The following is a 21,949-nucleotide window of genomic DNA, read 5'->3' on the forward strand; positions in this document are numbered from 1 at the left end:
GTCACACCGTAGGAAGGATCGACGCGCGCGGCTTCCGGTGCGACTGCACACGGGTGAACAACGCGACGGGCCCCGCGCACCGTGAGGTGCGCGGGGCCCGTCGTGTGCTGCGCGGGACCTACTGGTTCTGGTTCTCGCCGCGGTAGAACTCGAACACCCAGCCGAAGAGGCCGATCAGGATGACCGGGGCCGAGAAGTACATGAGCCACCAGCCGAAGCAGATGCTCATGAAGGCGAGGGCGCCACCGACCGCCAGGGAGAGCGGCTGCCAGCTGTGCGGGGCGAAGAAGCCCAGCTCGCCGGCGTCGTCGGCGACGTCCGCCTCCTTGTTGTCCTGGGCACCCGCGTCCACCCGGCGCGCGGTGAACGCCAGGTAGTAGCCGACCATGATGCACAGACCGAAGGACATGAAGAGCGCGGTCGTGCCGACCGTCTCCTTCGACCACACGCCATAGACGATCGCCATGGCGAGGATGAAGACGGAGAGCCAGATGAACATCTTGCCCTGGATCTTCACTTGCCGGCCTCCTTGCCACCCGCGAGGGCCTTCTCGGCCGCGAGGTTCTCTTCGAGCTCCAGGGCCGCGATCTCAGGGTGGTGCAGGTCGAACGCCGGGGATTCCGAGCGGATGCGCGGCAGCGTGAGGAAGTTGTGCCGCGGCGGCGGGCAGGAGGTCGCCCACTCCAGCGAGCGGCCGTAGCCCCACGGGTCGTCGACCTCGACCTTCTTGCCGTACTTGGCGGTCTTCCAGACGTTGTAGAAGAACGGCAGGATCGACAGGCCCAGCAGGAAGGAGCTGATGGTCGAGATGGTGTTCAGCGTGGTGAAGCCGTCGGAGGCGAGGTAGTCCGCGTAACGACGCGGCATGCCCTCGGCACCCAGCCAGTGCTGCACCAGGAACGTGCCGTGGAAGCCCACGAACAGCGTCCAGAAGGTGATCTTGCCCAGGCGCTCGTCCAGCATCTTGCCGGTGAACTTCGGCCACCAGAAGTGGAAGCCGGAGAACATCGCGAAGACCACGGTGCCGAAGATGACGTAGTGGAAGTGCGCGACGACGAAGTACGAGTCCGAGACGTGGAAGTCCATCGGCGGCGAGGCCAGGATGACACCGGTCAGACCACCGAAGGTGAAGGTGATCAGGAAGCCGACGGCCCACAGCATCGGGGTCTCGAAGGACAGCGAGCCCTTCCACATGGTGCCGATCCAGTTGAAGAACTTCACACCGGTCGGGACCGCGATCAGGAAGGTCATGAAGGAGAAGAACGGCAGGAGTACGCCACCGGTGACATACATGTGGTGCGCCCACACGGTGACCGAAAGACCGGCGATGGAAATCGTCGCCGCGATCAGGCCCCAGTAACCGAACATCGGCTTCCGGGAGAACACCGGAATGACCTCGGAAATGATGCCGAAGAACGGCAGCGCGATGATGTACACCTCGGGGTGGCCGAAGAACCAGAAGAGGTGCTGCCAGAGCAGTGCTCCACCGTTTTCCGCACTGAATACTTGGGCCCCGAATTTACGGTCCGCCTCCAGGGCGAACAGCGCGGCGGCCAGCACCGGGAAGGCCAGCAGGACCAGCACACCGGTCAGCAGGACGTTCCAGGTGAAGATCGGCATGCGGAACATCGTCATGCCCGGAGCGCGCATGCAGATGATCGTGGTGATGAAGTTGACCGAACCGAGGATCGTGCCGAAGCCGGAGAAGGCCAGACCCATGATCCACATGTCGGCGCCGACACCCGGCGAACGGACCGCGTCCGACAGCGGGGAGTAGGCGAACCAGCCGAAGTCGGCGGCGCCCTGCGGAGTGAGGAAGCCACCCACCGCGATCAGCGAGCCGAAGAGGTAGAGCCAGTAGGCGAACATGTTCAGCCGCGGGAACGCCACGTCGGGCGCGCCGATCTGAAGCGGCATGATCCAGTTCGCGAATCCGGCGAACAGCGGCGTCGCGAACATCAGCAGCATGATCGTGCCGTGCATCGTGAACGCCTGGTTGAACTGCTCGTTCGACATGATCTGCGTGCCGGGACGGGCCAGCTCGGCGCGCATGAGGAGCGCCATCAGGCCGCCGATGCAGAAGAACGCGAACGACGTGACCAGGTACATCGTGCCGATGGTCTTGTGGTCAGTGGTGGTGAGCCACTTGATCACCTGACTGCCGGGCTGCTTCTGGCGTACGGGCGGTGCTGCCGAGGCTGTTGCGGCGGCGGCACCCTGGGGTTCGTTGAGGATGCTCACTTGTTCTTGGTCTCCGCGTTCTTCGCGTGATCCGTCTGCGCGATGCCCGCCGGCTGGTAACCGGTCTGGCCCTTGGCCGCCAGCTCCTTCAGGTGCGCCTTGTACCGCTCCGGAGAGACGACCTTCACGTTGAAGAGCATCCGGGAGTGGTCCTGGCCGCAGAGCTCGGCACACTTGCCCAGGAAGGTGCCCTCCTTGTTGGGAGTCACCGTGAAGCTGTTGGTGTGGCCCGGGATGACGTCCTGCTTCATCAGGAACGGCACCACCCAGAAGGAGTGGATGACGTCCCGCGAAGTGAGGACGAACTCGACCGTCTCACCCTTGGGCAGCCACAGGGTCGGACCCGGGTTGCCCGTCTGCGGGTTGCGGTCACCGGGGACGCCTACCTCGTAGACACCCTCCGCTCCCTGCGGCGCCTTCTTGAGGAACCGGTCGGGGATCGCGTTGAGCTCCTTGTTCTCACGGAGCGGGGTCGCCGGGGTGGCGGTGTTGCCGTCGACGTTCTCGATGTAGTTGAACGCCCAGCTCCACTGGAAGCCGACCACGTTGACGACGTGCTGCGGCTTGTCAGGGTTCGTCAGGAGCTTGTTCTCATCACGCGCGGTGAAGTAGAAGAGCACCGAAACGATGATGATGGGGACCACGGTGTACAGCGCCTCGATGGGCATGTTGTACCGGGTCTGCGTGGGGATCTCCACCTTCGACTTGCTGCGCCGGTGGAAGATGACGCTCCAGATGATCAGGCCCCACACCAGGACACCGACCGCGAGAGCGGCGGCCCAGGAGCCCTGCCAGAGGGAGAGGATCCGCGGCGCCTCTTCCGTGACGGGCGTTGGCATGCCGAGGCGGGGAAAGTCCTTCGATGTGCAACCGGTGGCGGTCGCCAGGACAGCGCCCGCGGCCAGCGCCTGCAGCAGCTTCCGCCGCACCGGGCGCCGCGACGAGCGGTCGGAGCCGTTGGGACTCACGTAGCGCCTTCCCGAGAGTCTCGCCCGTGCGGCCGGCTGCGGCCGTCTCGCTGGTCGGTCGCCGGCCCGCTGCGGGCAGGGGTTTGGATGTTTATGCGGACCAAACCCTACTGGACGCTATTTGGGGTCGCGCGGGGAGGGTGCCCAACGCGCCGGTCCGGTCCCCGAAGGGGTGGAATCCAGGGCTCCGGAGGCCATCTGGAGGACCGTCAGGAGGGGACGTCCGCGCAGCCCAGAGCCCTGCGGGCGGCCCTCGGCGGCACCGGCCGACGGGGGTGCCGCGGCGGGGCGTGGACACCCCCCGCCGATGGCCGGCGGCCGGGGTTAGCGTTCATATGTGCCCTACTTCGACGCCGCTTCCGCCGCCCCCCTCCACCCGGTCGCCCGCCAGGCGCTGCTCGCCTCCCTCGACGAGGGCTGGGCCGACCCCGCCCGCCTCTACCGCGAGGGCCGCCGCGCCCGGCTGCTGCTGGACGCCGCGCGCGAGGCGACGGCCGAGGCCGTCGGCTGCCGGCCCGACGAGCTCGCATTCACTCCTTCGGGTACCCGCGCCCTGCACGACGGCATTGCCGGCGCGCTCGCCGGACGCCGCCGGACCGGCCGCCATCTGGTGGTGTCGGCCGTGGAGCACTCCGCCGTCCTCCACTCGGGCGAAGCACTGGAGGCGGACGGCGGCAGTGTCACCCGGGTCCCCGTGGACCGCGCCGGCCGCGTGGACCCCGCCGGCTACGCGGCGGCCCTGCGCCCGGACACCGCGCTCGCGGCCCTCCAGTCCGCCAACCACGAGGTGGGCACCGAGCAGCCGGTCGCCGAGGTCGCCGATGCGTGCCGGGCGGCGGGAGTGCCACTGCTGGTGGACGCCGCGCAGTCACTCGGCTGGGGCCCGGTGGACCCCGGCTGGTCACTGCTGACCGCGAGCGCGCACAAGTGGGGCGGCCCGGCGGGGGTGGGCCTGCTGGCCGTACGCAAGGGAACGCGGTTCGCGGCACGCGGCCCCGTGGACGAGCGGGAGTCCGGCCGCGCCCCCGGCTTCCCCGACCTCCCGGCGATCGTCGCCGCCGCGGCCTCGCTGCGGGCCGTACGCGCGGAGGCGGCGGAGGAGGCCACGCGGCTGCGGGCACTGGTGGACCGGGTACGCGCCCGGGTGCCCGAGCTCGTACCCGACGTGGAGGTCGTCGGCGACCCGGTCCGGCGACTGCCGCACCTGGTGACGTTCTCCTGCCTCTACGTCGACGGGGAGACGCTGCTCCACGCGCTGGACCGGGAAGGGTTCTCGGTCTCTTCGGGGTCGTCGTGCACGTCCAGCACGCTGGAGCCGAGCCATGTGCTGCGGGCTATGGGGGTGCTGTCGGAGGGGAATGTGCGGGTTTCGCTGCCGCGGGGGGTTTCCTCGGAGGAGGTGGAGGAGTTCCTCCGGGTCCTGCCGAGGGTGGTCGCGGAGGTGCGCGACCGTCTCGGTGCGCCGTCCCCTGCGGGGGGTGGGAGCGGTATGTCCGCGGACCTCGTCGTCGATTCGCTCGGGAAGCGGTGTCCGATTCCCGTCATCGAGCTGGCGAAGGTCATCGGGGATGTGCCCGTGGGTGGCCTCGTGACCGTGCTGTCCGATGACGAGGCCGCGCGGCTCGACATTCCCGCGTGGTGCGGGATGCGGGGGCAGGAGTACGTCGGGGAGGCGCCGGCGGAGCGCGGGGTCGCGTACCGGGTGCGGCGCCGCGTCTGACGCCGCCGCCCCCACACCAACGTCAGGCCAGGTGGGCCTGGACCTCGGCCGCCGCCTCGTGCCCGTACGCCTTCGCGAACCGCTCCATGAAGTGCCCGCGCCGCAGCTCGTACTCCTGCGTGCCCAGCGTCTCGATGACGAGCGTCGCGAGCATGCAGCCCAGCTGGGCCGCGCGCTCCAGCGACAGCTCCCAGGTGACGCCCGCGAGGAAGCCCGCGCGGAAGGCGTCGCCCACACCGGTCGGGTCGACCTTGGCCTCCTCCTGGGCGGGGGCGACCTCGATCACCGGCTCGCCCAGGCGCTCGATGCGCACGCCCTGGGCGCCCAGCGTGGTGACGCGGGTGCCGACCTTGGCCAGGATCTCCTCGCCCGTCCAGCCCGTCTTGGACTCGATGAGCGCCTTCTCGTACTCGTTGGTGAAGAGGTAGGCCGCGCCGTCGATCAGCACCCGGATGTCGTCGCCGTCGAGGCGGGCGAGCTGCTGGGAGGGGTCGGCCGCGAAGGGGATGGCGCGGGCGCGGCACTCCTCGGTGTGGCGGAGCATCGCCTCGGGGTCGTCCGCGCCGATCAGGACCAGGTCCAGACCGCCGACGCGGTCGGCGACGGGCTGGAGCTCGATCTGGCGGGCCTCGCTCATCGCGCCGGTGTAGAAGGACGCGATCTGGTTGTGATCGGTGTCCGTGGTGCACACGAAACGGGCGGTGTGGAGGACCTCGGAGATGTGCACGGAGGCGGTGTCGACGCCGTGGCGGTCGAGCCAGGCGCGGTAGTCCGCGAAGTCGGCGCCGGCGGCGCCCACCAGGACCGGCTTCAGACCGAGCAGACCCATGCCGAAGCAGATGTTCGGGCCCACGCCACCGCGCCGGACGTCGAGCTCGTCGACGAGGAAGGAGAGGGAGACCGTGTGCAGCTGGTCCGCCACGAGCTGATCGGCGAATCGGCCGGGGAAGGTCATCAGGTGGTCGGTGGCGATGGAGCCGGTGACAGCGATACGCACGACGGGTCTGCTCCCTGGGGGCGGTAACGGCGGGTGACAAAGAACGACGGCTCTCAAGCAGAGCCACACCACGCTACCGGGTCCCGGACGGATGACCAGGTCCGCTTCCCGCCACTCAATACGTAAATCTACCTAATAGTAGGTCTTTCATCGCGGGCTCTTACGTGCGTACGGTGCGGATATGCCGAAGACTGTGAAGGACGTCACTCCGCACGTCTCCGCACCCGACCCGGAGTCACTGGCCGAGCTGCGCGAGGACTGCGCCCGGATGGCACGCGACTGGACCGTTCCCCCCGCCTCCCGGGAGACCCGGCGGGTGGGGAGGACACCGATCTCACTCATCCACGGGGTCTCCGTACCCGCCCGGTCGGCCCGGCTGCTGGACGGAATGTCCGAGTACGGCGACTGACGCGTCCGCCGGGGCCCATCCCGGTGGAACCGCTCGCTCCTGCGCTCCGTCCAAGCGGCGTCCCCCTCCCGGGGGATGCGGCTGTACATCACATTGAGCGGAGCGAAGGAGCGATGCGGTGAGCACCGAGGGCGGCGGTCCGGGCGGCAGCCCCGGGAATCGGCGGCGCAGGCACTCGCCGCTGGCGGTGGCGTCAGTGGCGGCGGCGGTGCTGCTGGCGGGCGGAGGAGGCGCGTACTGGGCGACGACGGCATCGGGCGGTGGCGGCGGCACCCCACCCCGGGCGACCGACGCCGGAGGCACTCCCCCACCGCTCGCGCTGGACGGCTACGGCCGCCCCAGTGGCTCGGGCGGCCCGTCCCAGGGCATCGCGGTCGGCGAGCCGGACCCCCATGGGGCGCGCTACCGGGCGGAGGGGAAGCTGCCCGACGGACCGCGGACCGGCGCCGTGCGCGTCGCCGACCGCGAGGTGACCGCCGACCAGGTGGCGATGCTCGCCAAGGCCCTCGGTGTCCCGGGCACGCCCCGGCTGGTCCAGGACACCTGGACGGTCGGCGGCTCCCCCGACGCGGCGGGCCCCACGCTCCAGGTCGGCCGGAAGGGGCCGGGCGACTGGGCGTACTCGCGCTACGGCGTGCCGGGCGGGGCGCACTGCGAGCACCCGCCGGGCGCGGGCCCGAAGAAGGAGACCGGCCCGGAGTCCTCCCCCGGTTCGGCCCCGGAGTCCTCCCCCGGGCCGACCTGCCCGTCCTTCCGTGACGGCGCCCCGCCCCTCCCCCCGGACCCGGCGGCCTCGCAGCCCGTGCCGGAGGACAGGGCGAAGAGCGTGGCCGCGCCCGTGTTCAAGGCCCTGGGCCTGGACGGCGCGAGGACGGACGCCCGCAAGACGTACGGGGCCGTACGGATCGTCACCGCCGACCCGGTGGTGGACTCCCTGCCCACGTACGGCTGGCAGACCAGCCTGCGGGTCGGGGCCGACGCGCAACTGGTCGGCGGCAGCGGACGGTTGCTGATCCCGGCGAAGGGCACGAGCTATCCGCTGGTGACCGCGGACCGGGCGCTGGACGAGCTCAACAAGGTTCCGGCGCCGGGCACTCCGGCCGTCGGCGGCTGCGCGACGCCGGTGCCGTACAAGGACGACGCCGTGGCGCCCTGCGAGGGGAAGCCGTCCGGGCCCGCGACGGTCACCGTGCGCGGCGCGGTGGCGGGGCTGTCCGCGCAGTACGTCGGCGGACGCCCGGCGCTGGTGCCCTCGTGGCTGTTCACGGCCGATCTGCCGGGCGGCGGCAAGGGTGACACGGTCACGCTCGCCCAGCCGGCCGTGGACCCGAGGTTCATCGCCCGGCCGAGCACTCCCCCGACGGGCGGCCCGGGCGGGACGCCGGGGTCCGGCCCGGCGAAGTCCGGGGTGATGCGCGTGGAGTCGTACACCGCGACCGATGGCGGCAGGAAGCTGGTCCTGCACTTCTGGGGCGGGGTGTGCAGCGACTACACGGCGGCGAAGGAGGAGTCCGGGGCGGCGGTGACGGTGAAGGTCACGGGCAGGGAGAAGGAGCCGGGCCGGTACTGCGTGATGATGCTCAAGCGCTTCGACACGACGGTGGCGCTGGACAAGCCGCTGGACGACCGCAAGGTCGTGGACCTGGGGACGGGCGAGAGCGTGCGGGAGCAGCAGCAGAAGTAGGCGCGGCGGAGGCTGCGCGCGCGGGAACGGCGAAGGGCGGCACCCCCCGGTGGGGGTGCCGCCCTTCGCGGCAAGTCCTAGCTGAAGGAGTCGCCGCAGGCGCAGGAGCCGGTGGCGTTGGGGTTGTCGATCGTGAAGCCCTGCTTCTCGATGGTGTCGACGAAGTCGATGGAGGCGCCGCCCAGGTACGGGGCGCTCATGCGGTCGGTGACGACCTTCACACCGTCGAAGTCCTTGACGACGTCGCCGTCGAGCGAGCGCTCGTCGAAGAAGAGCTGGTAGCGCAGACCGGAGCAACCGCCCGGCTGGACGGCGACGCGCAGGGCGAGGTCGTCGCGGCCCTCCTGCTCCAGCAGGGTCTTGACCTTCGCGGCAGCGGCGTCGGACAGGAGAATGCCGTCGCTCACCGTGGTCTTCTCGTCCTGAACGGACATCTGCTTCACTCCCGGGTCGTTCGGTACGGGTGCGGACTGCTTGCTCTCGCCAGCAACCGCCGAGTTCCCGGATTCATTCCGGGCGTGGACTGTGATGTCCGCCTTTCATGCTCGCACACCGGTCGACCGAACGGGAATGCGTCACATCGACGCGATGGCCATCGTCAAAGTGACGTGAACGGGTTATGATAGATAGCGTCAAATTGACGACAAGGCTCGGCGGGAGGTCCGCCCGCGCCAGTCCGCAGAACAGAAAGGGTGCGTGTCGTGACCACCGCCCAGCCCTTGGATGTCCAGCCCACCCCCCTCGCCCTCCTGCTGCTCGGGCGGGAGTCCGACCCGCGGAGCGAGCGCGGTGTGGAGTGCCCCGGCGATCTGCCGGCGGCGTCCGACCCGGACCTGGTGGAGCGCGCCCGCGCGGCCAAGGCGAAGCTCGGGGACAAGGTCTTCGTCCTCGGCCACCACTACCAGCGCGACGAGGTCATCGAGTTCGCGGATGTCACCGGTGACTCCTTCAAGCTCGCGCGCGACGCGGCCGCCCGGCCCGACGCCGAGTACATCGTCTTCTGCGGTGTGCACTTCATGGCCGAGTCCGCGGACATCCTGACCGGCGACGACCAGCAGGTCGTCCTGCCGGACCTGGCCGCGGGCTGCTCGATGGCCGACATGGCCACCGCCGAGCAGGTCGCCGAGTGCTGGGACGTGCTGACCGAGGCCGGCATCGCCGAGGTGACCGTCCCGGTCTCGTATATGAACTCCTCCGCCGACATCAAGGCCTTCACCGGTGAGCACGGCGGCACGATCTGCACCTCCTCCAACGCCGAGCGCGCCCTGACCTGGGCCTTCGAGCAGGGCGAGAAGGTCCTCTTCCTGCCCGACCAGCACCTGGGCCGCAACACCGCCGTCCGCGACATGGGCATGTCGCTGGAGGACTGCGTCGTCTACAACCCGCACCGCCCGAACGGCGGGCTGACCGCCGAGGAGCTGCGCGCCGCGAAGATGATCCTGTGGCGCGGGCACTGCTCGGTGCACGGCCGCTTCTCCCTCGACTCGGTCAACGACGTGCGCGAGCGCATCCCGGGCGTCAACGTGCTGGTGCACCCCGAGTGCAAGCACGAGGTCGTGGCCGCCGCCGACTACGTCGGTTCGACGGAGTACATCATCAAGACGCTGGAGGCCGCCCCGGCCGGCTCCAAGTGGGCCATCGGCACCGAGCTGAACCTGGTCCGCCGTCTGGCGAACCGTTTCGCCAGCGAGGGCAAGGAGATCGTCTTCCTCGACAAGACGGTCTGCTTCTGCTCGACCATGAACCGGATCGACCTGCCGCACCTGGTGTGGGCCCTGGAGTCCCTCGCGGAGGGCAAGCTCGTCAACCGCATCCAGGTCGACCCCGAGGTCGCCCGCTACTCGAAGCTGGCGCTGGAGCGGATGCTGGCGCTGCCGTAGCCGACGCCGGTTCGAAGACGCCGGTTCGAGGACGGCCCCGCACCTTCCGGGAAGGCGCGGGGCCGTTCCGCTGTCACCGCAGGGGCAGCGCCTGCCCCGACACCACCAGCAGCACGTGCTCGCACTCGTCGCCGACCGCCGCGTTCAGCCGGCCGAGCTCGTCGCGGAAGCGCCGCCCCGACGCCGTCGCCGGCACCACGCCCGAACCCACCTCATTGCTGACCAGCACCACCGTCCGCCGGGTGGCCCGTATCGCGGCGACCAGTTCCGCCATCCGCCCGGCCAGGGCCTCCGCACCGCCGTTCGCCCACTTCTCGTCGTCCCACGCGCCGACGGAGTCCATCGCGTCGGTCAGCCACAGCGCCAGGCAGTCGATCAGCATCGGGGGGCCGTCGGCGGCCAGCAGCGGCACGAGATCGCAGGTCTCGGCCGTGCGCCAGGAGCCCGGCCGGCGCTCGCGGTGGTGGGCGACGCGCGCCGCCCAGTCCCGGTCGTCCTCGCGGGTGCCGCTCGTGGCCACGTAGAGGACCTCGGGGAAGGACTCCAGCCGCCGCTCCGCCTCCACGGACTTCCCCGACCGGGCGCCGCCCACGACGAGCGTCCGCCGGGGCAGATCCGGTACGGCGTGGTAGTCGCCGACGACGAGCGTGGTGCCGTCCGGCACGGTGCGCGCCCCCGCCGCCGCCAGCCGGCGGTGGAGCTCCCGGCCCGGCGGTACGTCATGGTCCAGGTGCACGCCGATGACGTCGGTCGTCGAACCCGCCGCGCCCGTCTCCCGCAGCCGGGCCAGCGCGTCGGGCCGCCCGAGCACGTCGAGCAGCACCATCCCGTACGGGCCCGGGCGCGGGGCCTGCGACAGCCCGGCCGGCCCGGCGCCCGGCGGCAGATAGAGCAGCCGCTCGCCGTCCGGCGCCGTCACCTCGTACCCCGTGCCCGGCGCGTCCAGCGCCATTGCCCGGACCCGGTGCCCGCTGATCACCGACAGCTCGCGCCCGTCCGGCACCCGCACCGGGGCGGGCAGCCCCGCCGGGAACTCCACGGCCGGGCCGTCGTGCGGGTGGGAGAGCAGCACCTGGCGCACCCCGGCGATCGACCGCCCCGCGCGGGCGGCGGCAAAGGCGGGCCCGGGGGTGAGGTCCAGCAGCAGCGCGCCGTCGACGAGCAGGGACGTGGCGGCCCGCGCCTCGTCGCCCACGGCACAGGCGCAGGCGGCACACGGACAGTCGGGGCGCGGCAGGCCCTCGGGGGCCCCGGTGCCGAGGAGAGTCAGTTCCACCCCCTGATCGTCTCGCGTCGACGGGCTCGGCGCGATCCATCACTACTCCGCGTCACCGGTGACCGTTAGGCTGTGACCGCAGAGGTTCCCGATCCCCCAGGAGGCGGACATGGCGTGGACGTGGCGGTTCGAGAAGGCCGACGGGACGGAGACGGTGCCGGCGGTGGAGCCGGAGGAGTTCACGACGCAGGGGGACGCGGAGTCCTGGGTCGGCGAGGTGTGGCGCGCCCTGCTGGACGGCGGCGTGGACCAGGTGCGGCTCTTCGAGGACGACACGGAGATCTACGCGTCGCCGATGAGCCTCCACGCGGCGGCGGACAGCTGACGAATTCGGGGGTCCGGGGGCGAAGCCCCCGGAAACCTCAGCCGCCCCGCACCCCGCACAGGTGCAGCAGCGCCGCCACCCCGCGATACGGGTCCGTACGGCCGGCCCGTTCCTCTGCGGCCAGGAGCCGGTCCAGGTCCGCCGGCGCGGCGGCCCCGTCCTCCGCCAGGTCGGAGAAGACCCGCACCCCGTACCAGGCCCGCAGCGGCGTCCCGATCCCCGCCAGCGTCGCCGTCAGCGTCTCCCGGCGGTCCGCGCGGACCTCCAGGCCGAGGCGGTTGGTGTAGGCGGGCGAGTCGAACGCCGCCAGCGCCGTGGCGAAGTCACCGGAGAGCCCCGGCCGCATCGCCAGCGCGTCCGCGTTGCGGACGAGCAGGGAGAGCAGCCCGCCGGGGGCGAGCACCCGGGCCAGCCCCGCGAGCAGCGGGTCCGGCTCCGGTACGTACATCAGGACGCCGTGGCAGAGCACGACGTCGAAGGCGCCCGGCAGGAAGTGGGCGCCCGTGTCCCGGCCGTCGCCCTCGATCAGCCGCACCCGTTCCCGGATGCCCTCGGGCTCGGCCGCCAGCGCCGCGCGGGCCGCGGCGATCATCTCGGGGTCCGGTTCCAGGCCGGTGACCTCATGGCCGGCACGGGCCAGGCGCAGCGCCTGGGTGCCCTGGCCGAGGCCGACGTCGAGGACGCGCAGCCGCCGGCCGACCGGGAACCGGCCGGCTATCTGCTCGTCGATCTGGCGGGCGACCAGTTCCTGACGAACGGTGTTCCGCAACCCCCCGAGCCCGCCGCGCCATGCCGCGGCGCCGCCCCCGAAGCCCGATGTGAAGGCGCTCAGCGCTTCTCCCCGCGCTTGACCTTGGGCTTGGGCAGGCGCAGCCGGCGCATCTGGAGGGTGCGCATCAGGCCGTAGGGGACGGCTCCGCGCAGGTTCTCGTCGGGGAAGCGCTGCTTGAGGGCGCGCTTGAGGGTGATGCCCGTGATCGCGGAGTTGATGACGATCAGGAGGATCACCACCAGCCACGCGAGCAGGACGTACGCCTGGAAGGCGCCGCGGTTGATCATGCTCAGTACGAGGATGAGCACGGCCAGCGGCAGGAAGAACTCGGCGACGGAGTAGCGCGCGTCGACGAAGTCGCGGACGTAGGAGCGGATCGGGCCCTTGTCGCGGGCGGGCAGATAGCGCTCGTCACCGCTGGCCAGGGCCTCGCGCTGCTTGGCCATGTCCACGCGGCGCGCTTCGCGGGCGCGCTTGGAGGCCTCCTTGCGGTTGGCCGGGGTCGAGGCCAGGGTGCGGCGCTGGGAGTTGGCCTCGCTGCGCTTGGGCGTGGGGCGGCCCTTGGGCGCCTGCGGGTCACGGGGCTGCTTGGGCTGGTCCGCGGTCACCTCGGGGGACGCGGCCTGCGCTTTCGAACGGCTTCGGAACACGGGACCCAAGGGTACGGGCTTCCGGCCCCTGATCGCGGTCCGGCCGGGCACGATCCGGCAACGACCGGCGTGCGCCCCGGCGCTCGCGCCTCCCCTCCCCCGGGTTTTCCACTCCTCCTTGCGCGTGAGGCCGCGCGGTCCTGATCGTCCTGGAGGAGGAGCGCATCCGGGCCCGGACAGTGCGGTAATGGAAGCGGGGCCCGTACTGTGGGTTCTGAAAGATGTGCCGGAGCCTAAGCCCGAGCCAAGGTCGGTCAGAAGGGGGCGCGCGAGGCCCATGAGCGGTGTCATGAAGCGTATGGGGATGATCTTCCGCGCGAAGGCCAACAAGGCCCTGGACCGGGCCGAGGATCCGCGCGAGACCCTCGATTACTCGTACCAGAAGCAGCTTGAGCTGCTTCAGAAGGTGCGGCGCGGCGTTGCCGACGTGGCCACGTCCCGCAAGCGCCTGGAGCTCCAGCTCAACCAGCTCCAGAGCCAGTCCGGAAAGCTGGAGGAGCAGGGCCGCAAGGCCCTGGCGCTCGGCCGGGAGGATCTGGCGCGTGAGGCGCTGACCCGCCGGGCCGCGCTTCAGCAGCAGGTCAGCGATCTGGAGACGCAGCACCGGACGCTCCAGGGCGAGGAGGAGAAGCTCACGCTCGCCTCCCAGCGCCTCCAGGCCAAGGTGGACGCCTTCCGGACGAAGAAGGAGACCATCAAGGCGACCTACACGGCCGCCCAGGCCCAGACCCGGATCGGCGAGGCGTTCTCCGGCATCTCCGAGGAGATGGGCGACGTCGGCCTGGCCATCCAGCGGGCCGAGGACAAGACCGCGCAGCTCCAGGCCCGCGCGGGCGCCATCGACGAGCTGCTGGCCTCGGGCGCGCTCGACGACCCGACCGGCATGGCCAAGGACGACATCACCGCCGAGCTGGACCGGCTCTCGAGCGGTTCGGACGTCGAGATCGAGCTTCAGCGGATGAAGGCCGAGCTGGCCGGCGGCACGGCCGCCAAGCCGGCCATCGAGGGCGGGGCGCCGGGGCAGGAGCGGCAGGCCCAGCCCCAGGACCGGCCGCGCTTCGACAAGAGCTGAGCCACTCCGAGCGGGAGCCGACCCGAGCAAGGGAGAAACCGTCATGATCGTACGGATCATGGGGGAGGGCCAGGTGAGGCTGGCCGACAGCCACTTCGCCGAGCTCAACAGCCTGGACGACGAGCTGCTCGGCGAGATGGAGAGCGGTGACGAGGAGGGCTTCCGGCGCACGCTGGGGGCTCTGCTCGACGCCGTGCGCCGGCTGGGCACTCCGCTGCCCGACGACTCGCTGGAGCCCTCCGAGCTGATCCTGCCCGCGCCCGACGCCTCGCTCGACGAGGTCCGGCAGATGCTCAGCGACGACGGCCTGATCCCCGGCTGAGCCCACCGGCCCCCGCCGGGCAGCGCGCCACCACGGCATTCCGGCATGCCTTCGCGCCCTCGTTCCCTTCCGGGGACGGGGGCGCGGCCGGTCTCCGCACATCTTTTTCCCACCTTTTTCCCACCGCATTCCGCGACGGCCCCGATGGGATCGCGATGAACTCCCTCGCCGCCACGGGCCTCGCCCGTCCGCGCCGCTGGCTGAGCGGCCATCCGCTCGCCGCCGACACCCTCCTCTCCTGCCTCGTCTTATGCCTCGTCGTCGTGGGCGCGTTCCTGGCGCCGCGCGCCGAGCGGCATCCGCCGGGCGCCGTCTTCTTCCTGCTGTCCGCCGCCGCCTGCGGCGCGCTGGTGCTCCGCCGCCGGGCGCCCCGTGGCGTCCTCGCGGTGACGTGCGCGCTGACGGTCGTGGCCGTGGTGTTCACCGGCGGTGACGGGCCCCCGCGCACCACGATCGCCATGAGCGCCGCTGTCGCGCTCTACACGCTGGCCGTCCGCAGCGAGCGCCCCGCCGCGCTGCGGACCGTCGTCACCACCGTCACCGCGCTCACCGGCGTGGTGATGCTCCTGGGCGCCCCGCCCTGGTACGCCCAGGAGAACTTCGGCCTCATGGCGTGGACCGGGCTGGCGGGCGCGGCGGGGGACGCCGTCCGCAGCCGCCGGGCCTTCGTCGCGGCCATCGAGGAGCGGGCCGAACGCGCGGAGCGCACCCGTGAGGAGGAGGCCCGCCGCCGGGTGGCCGAGGAGCGGCTGCGCATCGCCCGTGAGCTCCACGACGTCGTCGCCCATCACATCGCGCTCGTCAACGTCCAGGCGGGCGTGGCCTCGCACATCATGGACAGCCGCCCCGAGCAGGCCAAACAGGCCCTCGCGCATGTCCGGGAGGCCGGCCGCTCGGCCCTCGCCGAGCTCCGGGCGACCGTCGGCCTGCTGCGGCAGTACGGCGACCCGGCGGCCCCGACCGAGCCCGCGCCGGGCCTCGGCGACCTCGGGCGGCTCGTCGAGGGCTTCGTCCGGGTGGGCCTGTCCGTCGACGTCGTGACCTTCCCCGCGCCGCCCGGCGCGCCCGCCACGGGGGCGGACGCGGCGGCGGCCGTCGTGGGGGCGCTGCCGGGGGCGGTCGATCTGACGGCCTATCGGGTCCTCCAGGAGGCGCTGACCAATGTGCACAAGCACGCGGGCCCCGGCGCGCGGGCCGAGGTCACGCTGCGCCGCGGCTCCTACGCCCTGGAGCTGACGGTGGTGGACGACGGCGGGAAGCCGCCCCCGCCCGCCGACAACCCCACCGACAAACCCACCGACAAACCCGCCGACAAGAAGGAAAGCGCGGGCGGGCACGGGCTGCTCGGCATGCGGGAGCGGGCCGTCGCGCTGGGCGGCAGCTGCGCGGCGGGCCCGCGCGGGCCGGGGACGCCGGGCTTCCGGGTGTGCGCGGTGCTGCCCCTCCCGGGCCCGGGAACGCCCGCCCCTAGGGTGAGCGCATGAGCGATCCGATCACGGTTCTCCTGGCCGACGACCAGGCGCTGTTGCGCAGCGCGTTCCGGGTGCTGCTGGACTCCGAGCCGGATATGCGGGTGGTGGGCGAGGCGGCGGACGGTGAGCGGGCGGTGGAGCTCGCCCGCGTACACACGCCCGACGTGGTCCTGATGGACATCCGGATGCCGGGCACGGACGGTCTGGCCGCGACCCGGGCGATCTGCTCCGACCCGGCGCTGGCGGCCGTGCGGGTGGTGATGCTGACGACGTTCGAGGTCGACGAGTACGTGGTGGAGTCGCTGCGCGCGGGCGCGTCCGGGTTCCTCGGCAAGGGCGCGGAGCCCGACGAGCTGCTGGCGGCGATCAGGATCGCGGCGGCGGGCGAGGCGCTGCTGTCGCCCGCGGCGACGAAGGGTCTGATCGCGACGTTCCTGGCGCAGGGCGAGAGCCTCGCCGCTCCCCTCGCGGAGCACGCCGACCGGCTGGCGGCGCTGACCGGCCGTGAGCGGGAGGTGCTGACGCATGTGGCCGGAGGGCTGTCCAACGAGGAGATCGGGGGACGGCTGGCGGTCAGTCCCCTGACGGTCAAGACGCACGTCAACCGGGCGATGGCCAAGCTCGGCGCGCGCGACCGGGCGCAGCTCGTGGTCGTCGCGTACGAGTCGGGGCTGGTCCGGCCGGGGGCGGGCTGACCTGCGACGGGGCCGGCGACGGCGACCCCGTCGGGACACCGGCCCAGTGACGCCTGGAATAGGGCAAGTTGGACGGCACTGGCCAACTTGCACAGGAACGGTAGTGTGTCGCGGATGAGCGGTCTGAATCTGGATGAGTTCGCCACGCTGATCGAGCGCCCCGACTCCGCCGCCCGGCGCGACGCCGAGGCGCGGCGGGCGCGCCTCGGCCCCCGGCCCGGCGCGCTGGGGCGGCTGGACGAGCTGGGCGAGTGGCTCGCCGCCGCCCAGGGCGCGGTGCCGGTGAAGCCGGTCGAGCGGCCCAGGGCGCTGCTGTTCGCGGGCGACCACGGGGTCGCGTCCCTGGGTGTGTCGGGCGGGCCGAAGGGCGGGGCGGCCGAGCTCGTCCGGGCGACCCTCGACGGCACGAACAGCGTCGCGATCCTGGCCCGCCGCTTCGGCGTGGGGCTGCGCGTGATCGACATGTCGGTGGACTGCGACCCGGAGGAACTGCCCGAGGAGGTCACCCGGCACCGGGTGCGGCGCGGCGCGGGCCGGATCGACACCGAGGACGCGCTGACCGCCGAGGAGGCCGAGCGGGCGTTCCGTACGGGCATGGCGCTGGCCGACGAGGAGGCCGACTCCGGCACCGACCTGGTCGTCCTGGGCGATCTGAGCGTGGGCGGCACCACGGCGGCGGGTGCCCTGATCGGGGCGCTGTGCGGCACGGACGCGTCCGTGGTGACCGGCCGGGGCGGCTTCGGCATCGACGACCTGGCCTGGATGCGCAAGTGCGCCGCGATCCGGGACGCGCTGCGCCGGGCCCGCCCGGTGCTGGGCGACCAGCTGGCGCTGCTGGCCGCGACGGGCGGCGCGGACCTGGCCGCGATGACCGGGTTCCTGCTCCAGAGCGCGGTGCGCCGGACGCCGGTGATCCTCGACGGTGTGGTCTCCGCCGCGTGCGCGCTGGTGGGCCAGCGGGTGGCCTTCCGGGCGCCGGACTGGTGGCTGGCGGGTCAGACCGGTGGTGACCCGGCGCAGACGAAGGCGCTGGAGCGGATGGCGCTCAACCCTCTCCTCGATCAGGGCGTCACTGTGGGCGAGGGGACAGGGGCGCTGCTCGCCCTGCCATTGGTGCAGGCGGCCGCGGCCCTGGCGGCGGAGCTTCCCGAGCGCTCCTGACGCCGGCCGTGACAGGCCGGCGGATCATGGTGAGCGCACGGAATTCCCCGCAGAAGGTGCCCCATATGCTCACTTTTCATGGGAGAAGTCCGCTTGACTCCGGATGAGGGCGTCCACAGCGACCGAGGCGCGGTGCGGCGGCGACGAGCCGCCGGCTTCGCCGTCTGGTACCTGCGCGCCGTTACGTTCGTCAACCTGCTCGGCGCGGTCTGGGTGTCCTTCGGCGCCGACATCCGCAGGCACAACGTCGACGAGTTCTTCACGCCCTACCTGCTGACGGCGGGCTTCTCAGCTGCGGTGGTGTCGCTGTTCATGGCGATCACCATGCGCCGGCGCAAGCGGGCGGCGTGGATCCTCAACCTGGTGCTGGCCGGGCTGCTCCTGCTGGTCCTGGCGTTCGTGATGTTCTTCCCGGAGTTCCGCCGGCACCCGCTGAACTGGTTCTCCCTGATCGTCACCGCCCTGTTCACGCTCGCCCTGGTGGTGGGCCGCCGGGAGTTCTACGCCAAGGGCGACCGCTCCAACCCCAAACTGGCCAGCGCCGTCGCGGCGGTGGGCCTGCTGGTCGCCTCGCTGCTGGCGGCCGGGCTGGTGACGATCACCAACGAGTCCACGGACGAGCAGCGCTCCACCTTCCTGGACCGCTGGCACTACGGCGTGATGCGGCTGATCTCCATCGCCGCCGACGACTCCCGCTACGCGGGCATCGCCACCCCCGGCTGGGTCGACGTCACCATCAACGTGATGAGCGCGGCCCTGCTGGTCGTCGTGGCGTTCGCGGCCTTCCGCTCCCGCCGCGCCGCCGACCCGCTCACCTCCGAGGACGAGTCGCGGCTGCGCGAGCTCCTCGGCCGGTGGGGCGACCGCGACTCCCTGGGCTACTTCGCGCTGCGCCGCGAGAAGAGCGTCATCTGGTCCCCCTCCGGCAAGGCCGCCGTCACCTACCGCGCCATCGGCGGCGTCTCGCTGGCCTCCGGCGACCCCATCGGCGACCCCGAGGCCTGGCCCGGCGCCATCGAGCCCTGGCTCGCCGAGGCCCGCGAGCACGGCTGGATCCCCGCCGTGATGGGCGCGAGCGAGGAGGGCGGCACGATCTACGCCCGGCACGGCCTGAACGCCCTGGAACTCGGCGACGAGGCGATCGTCGACACCGCCGAGTTCACCCTCGAAGGCCGGGCCATGCGCACCGTCCGCCAGGCGTACAACCGCGTCAAGCGCGCCGGATACACCGTCACCGTCCGGCGCCACGAGGACATCCCCGACGAGGAGATGGCCACCCTGCTGCGCCGCGCCGACGACTGGCGCGACGGCGCGACCGAACGCGGCTTCTCCATGGCGCTGGGCCGCCTCGGCGACCCCGGCGACGGCCGCTGCGTGATGCTGGAGTGCCATGACGGCGACGGCGAGCTGCGCGCCGTGCTGAGCTTTGTGCCCTGGGGCCCCAAGGGCCTGTCGCTGGACCTGATGCGCCGTGACCGGGACTCCGAGAACGGCCTGATGGAGTTCATGGTCATCGAACTGCTCCAGCGGGCGAAGGAGCTCGGCGTCACCCAGGTGTCGCTGAACTTCGCGATGTTCCGGTCCGTCTTCGAACGGGGCTCACGGCTCGGCGCCGGCCCGGTGCTGCGGATGTGGCGCTCGCTGCTGAGCTTCTTCTCCCGCTGGTGGCAGATCGAGTCGCTCTACCGAGCAAATGCGAAATACCGCCCCATCTGGGAGCCTCGTTTCATGCTGTTCGAGAAGAGCAGTGACCTGCTGCGGATCGGCGTGGCCGCCGGCCGGGCCGAGGGCTTCCTGGAGGCGCCCGGCCTGCCCAAGTGGCTCAACCGCAAACACCTGGAGAGCCGGCGATGACCCGCGCGGCGCTGCTCCGCGCCGCGCGCACCGAATGGGGCCCGCTGTACGCGGCCGTACGGGGGACGTTCGCCCGTAAGCGGCTCGCGGCCGTCCCGATGACGCTCACGGCCGTCGCCCTCACGGCGGTCTTCCAGGTGATCCAGAACCAGTCCTGGGGCTACGAGCCCGTGCAGCGGCTCGGCTCCGTCCAGGCCCAGCTGACCTGGTGGGTCGCGCTGCTGCGCACTCCCCTGTCGCTGTTCGTGCCCGCGCTGGACCTCCCGGTGTGGGGAGCGCTGGCCCAGATCCTGATCGTCTTCGGCCTGGCCGAGGCGTGCCTGGGCAAATGGCGCACCCTGACCGTGGCCTACATCGCCACCCTCGCGGGGACGATGTACGCCCGGCTGGGCGTCGCCCTCGGCCCCGGCTCGCCGCTGGGGCTGCCGCCGGAGGCCGCCAAGGTCATCGACACCGGCCCCTCGGCGGCCGTCGTGGGCCTGGCGATCTACGTCTCCTGGCGCTACCGGGCCTGGTTCACCTGCGGACTGGTGGTGGCGGCCATGGCGGGCGAGGTGATCGTCAAGCCCAACCTCGCGGGCAAGGAGCACATCGCCGCCATGACGGCGATCCTGGCCGTGTGCGCCGTGGACGAGCTGCGCCGGCGGCGCAAGCCCCGCCGGGACGCCCACCGCGAGCGCGACCGGCGGCCCGGCGCGTCCGTCGGGAGCGCGCTCAGCGATCCGGCGCGCCCGCCAGGAGGTCGTGAATCCTGATGCGCACGGCCGCCCAGCGCGCGTCGTGCCGGTAGGCCCGCACCCGGGCCCGGCGACGGGCCCGGGGCCGCCGGCGGTAGAAGCGCCGGGCCCAGGGCGAGCCCGGCCGGGCCAGCCGTACCGCGCCCACGATCGCCACCAGCGGCACCACCGCGCCGATCAGGGCGAGCCGGGGCTTGCCCTTGGCCAGGGAGACCAGCGCCAGCAGAAAGTTGACCAGGGTGTTGGTCACCACGATGGTGCGGTTCTGGAGCTCGTCGGGGGTCAGCTCGTTCACCCCGAACGGGGAGAAACCGGCGAGCACCAGCGCCACCAGAGCGGCCGTCAGCACCACGATCTCCACGCTCTTGCGGCCCTGCTCGGTCCAGTACACGTCGTCCAGATGCAGGATCAGCGCGAACTCGTCCAGCACCAGCCCCGCGCCCATGCCGAAGAGCACCGCCGCGACCGCCGCCCCGAAGCCGTGCCGGCCCTCCGCGACCGCCGCGAATCCCCCGACCACCATGAGCACCACACCCGGCACCACATGGTGGACGTGCAGCCCGCCCGGACGGATATTGCGGAACGGGCCCCGGCCCGCCCGGATCAGCCGGGTGATGACCCGGGTGACCAGGAACGTCAGGACGAACGCCCCGAGCGCCAGCAACAGCGGCAGCTTGCCCGGCTCGACGATGTTGCGTGCCAGCCAGTGACCCATCGGACTCTCCGCTCCCGCACCCGCCTTGACCAGGCCTCCAGGCAAAAATACTGCCGACGTGGGCCGGATACCCTGCCCGCGATGACCGACACGACCTCCACCCGCGCCACCGCCGGGGACGCCCTGCGCTTCGCCTTCGGCACCCTCACCGCCCTCCCCGTGCGCCTCACCCGCTGGGACCGCGCCGCCGCCCGCGGCGGCATGCTGGCGGCACCACTGGCCGGGCTGGCCGTCGGCGGCTGCGCCGCCGCCACCGGCCTGGCGCTCCTGTGGCTGGGCGGCGGCCCGCTGCTCGCGGCCGTGGCCGCCGTCGCCGTCCCGGCGGCGCTCACCCGCGGACTCCACCTGGACGGGCTCGCCGACGTCGCCGACGGACTGGGCAGCGGCAGACCCGCCCCCGAAGCCCTGCGGATCATGAAGCAGTCGGACATCGGCCCGTTCGGCGTCATCACCCTGCTGCTGGCCCTCCTCGGCCAGACCGCCGCCCTTGCCCGGGCGTTCCAGGCGGACCCGGCCCGCGGCGCCCTCGCGGCGGTGACGGCGGCCCTGGCGGCCCGCTGCGCCCTCACCCTCGCCTCCCGCGCGGGCGTACCCGCCGCGCGCCCGGAGGGGCTGGGCGCCGCCGTGGCGGGCGCCGTCCCCCGGACGGCCGCCTGGGCGACGGCCGCCGCTGTCACCGCCGCCGCGGCCGGGGCGGGCGCGCTCCTCGGCCCGTACGACGCGGCGCGCTGCGCCCTGGCCGTCCTCCTCGCCCTGGCCTCGGGCGAGGCACTGCTGCGGCACTGCCGGCGGCGGTTCGGCGGGGTCACCGGCGATGTGTTCGGGGCGCTCGCGGAGACCGCCGCGACGGCGGCCCTGCTCGTCCTGGCCCTGGGCCGGGCGTGACCACCGGGGATACGCTCTCGCGTGCCGGGCGGCCCGGGCCCGGACGTTCCGTGCACGGCGCATACGATCACTGGGTGCGGCCGGCCCACCACTATCGGCCGAGAATTCAACGGA

At 72.3% G+C, this 21,949-nt stretch carries 22 protein-coding genes; 13 read left to right on the forward strand and 9 right to left on the reverse strand.

All coding sequences use genetic code 11. The features are described 5' to 3' along the window. Positions 1–118: 118 nt before the first annotated feature. From RM609_RS27990 to ctaC, 3 genes are read right to left on the reverse strand one after another with little or no spacing between them, the layout of a single operon-like run. The gene (locus RM609_RS27990) at positions 119–517 is read right to left on the reverse strand and encodes a cytochrome c oxidase subunit 4 (protein ID WP_229351300.1); all 399 of its coding nucleotides are present in this window, start codon (positions 515–517) and stop codon (positions 119–121) included. After that, on the reverse strand, positions 514–2,241 hold the full coding sequence (gene ctaD, locus RM609_RS27995) for an aa3-type cytochrome oxidase subunit I (protein WP_311614364.1): 1,728 nt from the start codon (positions 2,239–2,241) through the stop codon (positions 514–516). Before ctaD ends, RM609_RS27990 begins: the two co-directional genes overlap by 4 nt. Continuing rightward, positions 2,238–3,209 (reverse strand): aa3-type cytochrome oxidase subunit II, encoded by a 972-nt coding sequence (gene ctaC / locus RM609_RS28000; RefSeq protein WP_311614365.1) that lies wholly within the window; start codon positions 3,207–3,209, stop codon positions 2,238–2,240. The genes ctaD and ctaC overlap by 4 nt, the downstream gene beginning before the upstream one ends. A 337-nt stretch (positions 3,210–3,546) precedes the next feature. Between ctaC and RM609_RS28005 the strand changes: the two genes are divergently transcribed. After that, the gene (locus RM609_RS28005; RefSeq protein WP_311614366.1) at positions 3,547–4,929 is read left to right on the forward strand and encodes a cysteine desulfurase/sulfurtransferase TusA family protein; all 1,383 of its coding nucleotides are present in this window, start codon (positions 3,547–3,549) and stop codon (positions 4,927–4,929) included. A 22-nt stretch (positions 4,930–4,951) separates the two neighbouring features. Here RM609_RS28005 and RM609_RS28010 read toward each other — a convergent pair whose 3' ends face one another. After that, the gene (locus RM609_RS28010; protein ID WP_126913794.1) at positions 4,952–5,926 is read right to left on the reverse strand and encodes a carbohydrate kinase family protein; all 975 of its coding nucleotides are present in this window, start codon (positions 5,924–5,926) and stop codon (positions 4,952–4,954) included. Between the two features lie 181 nt (positions 5,927–6,107). Here RM609_RS28010 and RM609_RS28015 point away from each other — a divergent pair, with 181 nt between their 5' ends. Both RM609_RS28015 and RM609_RS28020 read left to right on the forward strand, forming a co-directional pair. Next, positions 6,108–6,335: a hypothetical protein gene (locus tag RM609_RS28015; RefSeq protein WP_229351237.1), complete on the forward strand. Its 228-nt coding sequence runs from the start codon at positions 6,108–6,110 to the stop codon at positions 6,333–6,335. Between the two features lie 118 nt (positions 6,336–6,453). Beyond that, on the forward strand, positions 6,454–8,019 hold the full coding sequence (locus RM609_RS28020) for a hypothetical protein (RefSeq protein WP_311614367.1): 1,566 nt from the start codon (positions 6,454–6,456) through the stop codon (positions 8,017–8,019). Between the two features lie 77 nt (positions 8,020–8,096). Here the strand turns inward: RM609_RS28020 and erpA are convergent, their stop codons facing one another. Then, positions 8,097–8,453: an iron-sulfur cluster insertion protein ErpA gene (erpA, locus tag RM609_RS28025; protein WP_121798529.1), complete on the reverse strand. Its 357-nt coding sequence runs from the start codon at positions 8,451–8,453 to the stop codon at positions 8,097–8,099. 267 nt (positions 8,454–8,720) lie between these two features. On the opposite strand from erpA, the gene nadA reads away from it, so the two are divergent. Next, positions 8,721–9,899, forward strand: coding sequence for a quinolinate synthase NadA (gene nadA, locus RM609_RS28030; protein ID WP_311614368.1), 1,179 nt, complete (start codon positions 8,721–8,723; stop codon positions 9,897–9,899). Between the two features lie 73 nt (positions 9,900–9,972). Here the strand turns inward: nadA and RM609_RS28035 are convergent, their stop codons facing one another. Further along, positions 9,973–11,175 carry a bifunctional adenosylcobinamide kinase/adenosylcobinamide-phosphate guanylyltransferase gene (locus tag RM609_RS28035; RefSeq protein WP_311614369.1) on the reverse strand — a complete coding sequence of 401 codons (1,203 nt, stop codon included), beginning with the start codon at positions 11,173–11,175 and terminating at the stop codon, positions 9,973–9,975. A gap of 109 nt (positions 11,176–11,284) precedes the next feature. Here RM609_RS28035 and RM609_RS28040 point away from each other — a divergent pair, with 109 nt between their 5' ends. After that, positions 11,285–11,500: a hypothetical protein gene (locus RM609_RS28040; RefSeq protein WP_311614370.1), complete on the forward strand. Its 216-nt coding sequence runs from the start codon at positions 11,285–11,287 to the stop codon at positions 11,498–11,500. A gap of 37 nt (positions 11,501–11,537) precedes the next feature. On the opposite strand, the gene RM609_RS28045 is transcribed toward RM609_RS28040, so the two are convergent. Both RM609_RS28045 and RM609_RS28050 read right to left on the reverse strand, forming a co-directional pair. After that, positions 11,538–12,245, reverse strand: a complete 708-nt coding sequence (locus RM609_RS28045; RefSeq protein ID WP_311614391.1) for a class I SAM-dependent methyltransferase — start codon at positions 12,243–12,245, stop codon at positions 11,538–11,540. An 83-nt stretch (positions 12,246–12,328) separates the two neighbouring features. Further along, complete coding sequence (locus tag RM609_RS28050) at positions 12,329–12,922, reverse strand: DUF3043 domain-containing protein (RefSeq protein WP_311614371.1); 594 nt, start codon at positions 12,920–12,922, stop codon at positions 12,329–12,331. A 277-nt stretch (positions 12,923–13,199) separates the two neighbouring features. On the opposite strand from RM609_RS28050, the gene RM609_RS28055 reads away from it, so the two are divergent. The 7 genes from RM609_RS28055 to RM609_RS28085 all read left to right on the forward strand — a co-directional run bounded on the left by RM609_RS28055 (position 13,200) and on the right by RM609_RS28085 (position 20,253). Then, the gene (locus RM609_RS28055; RefSeq protein WP_311614372.1) at positions 13,200–13,994 is read left to right on the forward strand and encodes a PspA/IM30 family protein; all 795 of its coding nucleotides are present in this window, start codon (positions 13,200–13,202) and stop codon (positions 13,992–13,994) included. A 43-nt stretch (positions 13,995–14,037) separates the two neighbouring features. Then, positions 14,038–14,316 carry a PspA-associated protein PspAA gene (pspAA, locus tag RM609_RS28060; RefSeq protein ID WP_311614373.1) on the forward strand — a complete coding sequence of 93 codons (279 nt, stop codon included), beginning with the start codon at positions 14,038–14,040 and terminating at the stop codon, positions 14,314–14,316. A gap of 155 nt (positions 14,317–14,471) precedes the next feature. Continuing rightward, the gene (locus tag RM609_RS28065; protein WP_311614374.1) at positions 14,472–15,800 is read left to right on the forward strand and encodes a sensor histidine kinase; all 1,329 of its coding nucleotides are present in this window, start codon (positions 14,472–14,474) and stop codon (positions 15,798–15,800) included. Continuing rightward, positions 15,797–16,483 (forward strand): response regulator, encoded by a 687-nt coding sequence (locus RM609_RS28070; protein WP_311614375.1) that lies wholly within the window; start codon positions 15,797–15,799, stop codon positions 16,481–16,483. Before RM609_RS28065 ends, RM609_RS28070 begins: the two co-directional genes overlap by 4 nt. Positions 16,484–16,597: 114 nt before the next feature. Then, on the forward strand, positions 16,598–17,644 hold the full coding sequence (gene cobT / locus RM609_RS28075; protein ID WP_311614376.1) for a nicotinate-nucleotide--dimethylbenzimidazole phosphoribosyltransferase: 1,047 nt from the start codon (positions 16,598–16,600) through the stop codon (positions 17,642–17,644). 78 nt (positions 17,645–17,722) lie between these two features. Beyond that, complete coding sequence (locus RM609_RS28080; protein WP_311614377.1) at positions 17,723–19,498, forward strand: phosphatidylglycerol lysyltransferase domain-containing protein; 1,776 nt, start codon at positions 17,723–17,725, stop codon at positions 19,496–19,498. Next, on the forward strand, positions 19,495–20,253 hold the full coding sequence (locus RM609_RS28085) for a hypothetical protein (protein ID WP_311614378.1): 759 nt from the start codon (positions 19,495–19,497) through the stop codon (positions 20,251–20,253). Before RM609_RS28080 ends, RM609_RS28085 begins: the two co-directional genes overlap by 4 nt. Here RM609_RS28085 and RM609_RS28090 read toward each other — a convergent pair. Then, entirely contained in the window at positions 20,213–20,950 is a 738-nt protein-coding gene (locus RM609_RS28090; RefSeq protein WP_311614379.1) for a hypothetical protein, read from the reverse strand. The two genes, RM609_RS28085 and RM609_RS28090, sit on opposite strands and share 41 nt — an antisense overlap. 81 nt (positions 20,951–21,031) lie before the next feature. Between RM609_RS28090 and RM609_RS28095 the strand changes: the two genes are divergently transcribed. Then, positions 21,032–21,835: an adenosylcobinamide-GDP ribazoletransferase gene (locus tag RM609_RS28095; RefSeq protein WP_311614380.1), complete on the forward strand. Its 804-nt coding sequence runs from the start codon at positions 21,032–21,034 to the stop codon at positions 21,833–21,835. The last annotated feature ends 114 nt before the right edge of the window (positions 21,836–21,949 follow it).

Origin of the sequence: Streptomyces hesseae (assembly GCF_031845785.1) — a bacterium.
GTDB classification, from domain to species: domain Bacteria; phylum Actinomycetota; class Actinomycetes; order Streptomycetales; family Streptomycetaceae; genus Streptomyces; species Streptomyces hesseae.

Excerpts from the sequence above, each read along its gene's own strand:
- RM609_RS28015 (WP_229351237.1), top strand. The coding sequence starts at position 6,108 with ATGCCGAAGACTGTGAAGGACGTCACTCCGCACGTCTCCGCACCCGAC.
- erpA (WP_121798529.1), bottom strand. The coding sequence starts at position 8,453 with ATGTCCGTTCAGGACGAGAAGACCACGGTGAGCGACGGCATTCTCCTG.
- RM609_RS28040 (WP_311614370.1), top strand. The coding sequence starts at position 11,285 with ATGGCGTGGACGTGGCGGTTCGAGAAGGCCGACGGGACGGAGACGGTG.
- RM609_RS28055 (WP_311614372.1), top strand. The coding sequence starts at position 13,200 with ATGAGCGGTGTCATGAAGCGTATGGGGATGATCTTCCGCGCGAAGGCC.
- pspAA (WP_311614373.1), top strand. The coding sequence starts at position 14,038 with ATGATCGTACGGATCATGGGGGAGGGCCAGGTGAGGCTGGCCGACAGC.
- RM609_RS28065 (WP_311614374.1), top strand. The coding sequence starts at position 14,472 with ATGAACTCCCTCGCCGCCACGGGCCTCGCCCGTCCGCGCCGCTGGCTG.
- RM609_RS28070 (WP_311614375.1), top strand. The coding sequence starts at position 15,797 with ATGAGCGATCCGATCACGGTTCTCCTGGCCGACGACCAGGCGCTGTTG.
- cobT (WP_311614376.1), top strand. The coding sequence starts at position 16,598 with ATGAGCGGTCTGAATCTGGATGAGTTCGCCACGCTGATCGAGCGCCCC.
- RM609_RS28080 (WP_311614377.1), top strand. The coding sequence starts at position 17,723 with ATGGGAGAAGTCCGCTTGACTCCGGATGAGGGCGTCCACAGCGACCGA.
- RM609_RS28085 (WP_311614378.1), top strand. The coding sequence starts at position 19,495 with ATGACCCGCGCGGCGCTGCTCCGCGCCGCGCGCACCGAATGGGGCCCG.
- RM609_RS28090 (WP_311614379.1), bottom strand. The coding sequence starts at position 20,950 with ATGGGTCACTGGCTGGCACGCAACATCGTCGAGCCGGGCAAGCTGCCG.
- RM609_RS28095 (WP_311614380.1), top strand. The coding sequence starts at position 21,032 with ATGACCGACACGACCTCCACCCGCGCCACCGCCGGGGACGCCCTGCGC.